The organism is Litchfieldella qijiaojingensis (assembly GCF_014651875.1).
Classification (GTDB): Bacteria; Pseudomonadota; Gammaproteobacteria; order Pseudomonadales; family Halomonadaceae; genus Litchfieldella; species Litchfieldella qijiaojingensis.
On record NZ_BMXS01000053.1, the window covers coordinates 1 to 4,449 of the forward strand.

The window sequence follows — 4,449 nt, forward strand, 5'->3', positions numbered from 1 at the left end:
TGCTGGAGTCGATTGGCAACATACCACCCGCTGAGGCGGAAGCTCGCTACTATCAACAAAGTACCGAGTCCGCTCAGGCAGCGTGACTCAAACGAGAAAGTCTCCGAGATAGTCGGGGCGGTTCACAAAGAGCACGCCCTTCTCGCCGGCAGCAGCGATAGACGCCGAGCCCACGAGCAGCGCAAGAAAAACAGGAATCGACGAGTGCGCTATCGACCACAACGCGTTTCGCATGAAGTTACGGCCTCAGCAGGGCGTAGCTAACGAGGCTGTAGAAAAACCAATTTCCAGGGTCTTCCACACCCTACCTATCGACTCATTTTACCGGCCTGTCGACCGATCCAATGTTAGGCGTTGACGCAACCCGTCATTGATGATGAATTCTGGCTGTTTTTAGCCCTTTTGCCGTGGCTAATAGCAGCCTGCTGGCCACTAGGCTGACAACCTTCCGTAATTCGCCAACTTCTCAATGTTGTGCACCAGGCAATATAGCTGCCATTGGCCCTGTACTTTCCGCTTGCCTCTGAGGCTGAAGCGGTTCAGGCCCTTATTGGTACCGAGATTGCCAAACACCGGTTCCACTACCGACATGCGATGACTGTAGATCGCCTTACCTTCGGAGCTATCGACGCGCTGCTTCCTCCAGTCGGTGTAGGTCGGTGCCCGGTGATGCGTCAGGGAAAAACAGACCTGTCTGCCGACACCCTGGCGATGGTCCGCTGAGCGGGGATTGTGCATGCAGTGGTGCTTCTTTGGGCAATGCCGACACTGCAACAGACGACCCTCGAAGTAGGCCCTGGGAGTACCATGGCTGTCTTCCCGGGTCCCCCGGTAACTGATCGGGTGTCCCGCCGGGCACCGGCAGGTCATGTTGATGGGGTCGAACTGGAATTCACTGGCCGGAATGATCCGTTTCCGATTGGAAGGCCGACGGTTCTGATGGCGTTTCCCGTATTTTCCTTTCTGGGCGATGAACTTGGGATCTCGGCTACGGAATCGGTTGTCGGGAATGTAGCCGTTGATCTCCTGTTCGTGCAGATAGCGCATGTTGGCTTCGTTGGCGAAGCCGGTGTCGGCGGTCACCACGGTACCGGCTTGGTAAATGTTGGGACTGAGACCTAGCCGTCGGTAGCGCTGCGCAATGCTTTCCAGTATCGGTTTGAGGGTGTGGTGTTCCTGCCCCTCGCCAAAGGCCTGGGCATCGATGATGATCTGGTGCTTCTTGTCGACCGCCGCCACCCCGTTATCGCCCTGTATCGTGCCTTTCCCAGTCGTCATCTTGGCACTTTCGTTGTCGGTGAGGTTGCTCTTCACTTCCTTGCTGCGCTTGCCCTGCCCCATCCTGGGACGCTGCGTTTTCAGGAACTGGTCAACTTTATTCATGGACTTGTGGAGGGAGAGAATCATCTTCGCGTGGCGAATGTCCCGCTCCATTTCCGCCTCAGTCTCCGTCTTGTCGCGCTGGAAATGCTCCCGCAGGTGGTGACGGATCAACCGACGCAGTTTGTCGCGTTTCTCGCCCAGCTCCTTGAACGTACCAGACCATTCCTTGGCGGCGTTGGACGACATTTTGCAGCCGTCGATGGCGATGTGCTGAAGCCGGGCCTTGAGGAACTCGTCCAGATGCTTCCGCCCCGGCGTTGCAGCGATGTCGCCGGAGAACTTGAATATGGACCAGGGCAGACTTGCCGCCTCGACCGAGTTGAGCGCAGCGAAGAGCCATTCAATAACTTCGCTGCGACTGCGCGGATCGGCAGGCATCAGCACGTCACTGCGCTCGCCCAGATGAAACAGGATCGCGCCGCTCTCGAAGATCGAGATGTCTCCATCGGTTAACCACGGCACCTGCCCGAAGGGTTGGTGCGAGAAATGCTCGGCACCCCGAGCACGAAATGGCACGCTCTTGACGCGATAGGGCAATCCGGCCTCTTCCAGCGCCCAACGCACACGTATGTCACGCACATAGCCCCGCGGCGTCTCGGGAACCCAATCGAAAGTGGTGAGGATCAGGTCGGTCATTTAGCGTCTCCGTTCGTTAGCACCTTCATTTGGCGCTTTCTGGCATGGTGGGTAGCGCGCCGAATGAACGATATGGGTCGCAAGCGGGCGATCAAAGCTGTGCCGTCCAACGCCGCGGTTCAGGCGCGCACAGCGCGAGGGCGTCGCCTGGAACCGTTTGTTAGGCGTCACTGGCTTTTCCTACTCAACTTCTTCGAACGCTCCTGTGCGCACCTCGCCGTTGCGCATGTATCGGGTGATCAGCACGCCGCCAGGCGTGCTGGTCGAGTGCGCCAGAGTGAAGGCAGACGCTAGTGCGTTGTCGCCGAACAAGCGCTTGCCGCGCCCAAGTATGGCGGGGTAAATCAGAAGCCGAAGCTCGTCCACCAAGCCGGCTACGAGCAGTTGGCGCACCATGTCGCCGCTGCCAAACGTCAATAGATTGGTGCCGTCCTGACGTTTAAGCGCGCGTATCGCGTCGGCAAGGTTGCCCTCCAGCGCATGACTGTTCTGCCAATCAAGGGTACCGGACCGATGCGTGGCCACGTGCTTAGGCACGCTGTTGAACAGGTCAGCGATGGCGCGGTTGGCGGAATCGGCCGGTACGCGCGGCCAATACGCCGCGAATATGTCGTAGGTGCGACGCCCTAGCAGCAACTCGAACGGCTGCGAGAGCAGGTCCTGCAAGTCTTGGCCGGTGGCTTCGTCGGCGTAGGGCACTATCCAGCCACCGAGGCGGAATTCGCCGCTGGGATCTTCTCTAGGCCCGCCAGGGGATTGAATAACGCCATCTAGACTGATGAAAGCGGAAACAATGAGCTGGCGCATACTCTTCTCCAAGCTCGTCCTCGTGAAAGTTCTCGTACAGGGAATGCCTACAATCACTGCAACCAATCAGTTGCATTCCCTAACAGATAGTCGAACGAGACTCTGCGAAATCGACAGTGCGATGCCTGGATGACGCCTAACGAGCAAGCTAAGCGACGGCGGCAAAGTCAACGTCCGCTTGAGTGAGGTGTGAGGTGTGAGGTGTGAGGCGAAGCAAACTCTGAATGGGCGTGCTGGATTGAAAGAACTCTTCAGTATTCATACAAAGGTCGCTCAGTAATTTAAGCTGATCGTCAGATCTAAGTTTCGCCCATCGTAAGGAAAGCTGGCAGCATCGAACGAAGGTGCACCCATCAAGGCTTTTGCGTCGTTTGAAAAACCGTAGCCTTCCGTGGGGACCCCTAGCCAGTTGGCGCCAAGCTTGCCGTCCATATTTTCATCATGAATGACGGCCAACGCATACGTTCCCGGCGGGATGTCTAAAAAGTCGCAACGCGCCTGCGTATCCCGAATTTTTATTACCATGATATTGGTTGCGGAGTGCAGAAATTCAGTAGGGAAGCCCACTGACGATTCGAAAAGAGCGCAAGCTACGGCTCCAGTGCTGTTTCTAATGTTTAGAATCTTCACGTGAATTCCGGGACATGATGATTGGGCAAAGACGATGGCGGGAAGATTCGCAAACACCAGCACTGCACACAATGCTACACACCGAACTCCCATGGGGACCCGCGTCACCGGATGCCTGACCGTGGAGGCCAACGCGGACTTCCGAGTAGTGGATTCACTCATGATCTTCCTCACAGCTCCGATCTGCGTAGCCTGGTTGAATCCGCCATTAGACGCCTAACAGTAATTAGACGGAACGCTCTGATATTGAATGAACGTACCGGCATATTCAACAATGTTATCTAGCGCGCCTTTCTTCACCTAACCCATTGATATGTAAGAATCCTAAGCATAGCTCGGCAACCTATCCAGAATTCGCGTGTTTGCGCGTTTTGCCAGAATCAATGATACTGTATGCAAATACAGTATTGAGGAGATAACCGCATGGACGCACACAAGCAACCTCCGAAGCTGATGGATCGCATCAAGACCACCTTGAGGGTGAAGCGATACAGCTTGCGTACAGAGAAGACTTATTGCTACTGGATTCGCTTTTTCATCCGCTTACCTGGGGTGCGGCACACGGCCACGGAGCTAGACAAAGCGGTTGATATACCAGCCCACGTACCAAGGCGTGAACAAGCTTAACCTCTCAGCGGCGCTTCGCACCGCATCGCGGCTGAAGCCGCTCCTACAATTAAGCCTGCTTCTGCCCGAGGTGCCGTTTTCATGTCCCGCTTGCGGCACGCTACCGCCCCTACCCTGCATGACGCGATGGCACAGCAGCCATCTTCCTGCAGTAGTCCCTTACTTACCCTTGTTCTTATCTCATTACACCGGCCGTCTATAGCGGCCTTAGATTCCTAGGCTAAGCATGAGGAGGTGTATGTAGTGGTCAACTAATTCCGGACAGTGTTGTGAGTTTTTCCTCGGCCACGGCAGGAGGCATCCCTCCGTTGACGGTGTGAGGACGTTGCCAATTGTAGTACCCCATCAAGTAGCTCCCGATGTCTC

General features: G+C 56.1%; 4 protein-coding genes. 1 reads left to right on the top strand and 3 read right to left on the bottom strand.

Annotated elements, in window-relative coordinates; all coding sequences use genetic code 11:
• Window positions 1-432: 432 nt before the first annotated feature.
• The 3 genes from IE093_RS22065 to IE093_RS22075 all read right to left on the bottom strand — a co-directional run bounded on the left by IE093_RS22065 (window position 433) and on the right by IE093_RS22075 (window position 3,618).
• Entirely contained in the window at window positions 433-2,019 is a 1,587-nt protein-coding gene (locus IE093_RS22065) for a transposase (RefSeq protein WP_189473068.1), read from the bottom strand.
• Between the two features lie 180 nt (window positions 2,020-2,199).
• On the bottom strand, window positions 2,200-2,826 hold the full coding sequence (locus IE093_RS22070) for a dihydrofolate reductase family protein (RefSeq protein WP_189473070.1): 627 nt from the start codon (window positions 2,824-2,826) through the stop codon (window positions 2,200-2,202).
• Window positions 2,827-3,099: 273 nt separating this feature from the next.
• Complete coding sequence (locus IE093_RS22075) at window positions 3,100-3,618, bottom strand: DUF2141 domain-containing protein (protein ID WP_189473072.1); 519 nt, start codon at window positions 3,616-3,618, stop codon at window positions 3,100-3,102.
• Between the two features lie 291 nt (window positions 3,619-3,909).
• Here IE093_RS22075 and IE093_RS22835 point away from each other — a divergent pair, with 291 nt between their 5' ends.
• Window positions 3,910-4,083, top strand: a complete 174-nt coding sequence (locus IE093_RS22835) for a phage integrase N-terminal SAM-like domain-containing protein (protein WP_340163157.1) — start codon at window positions 3,910-3,912, stop codon at window positions 4,081-4,083.
• Window positions 4,084-4,449 lie beyond the last annotated feature (366 nt).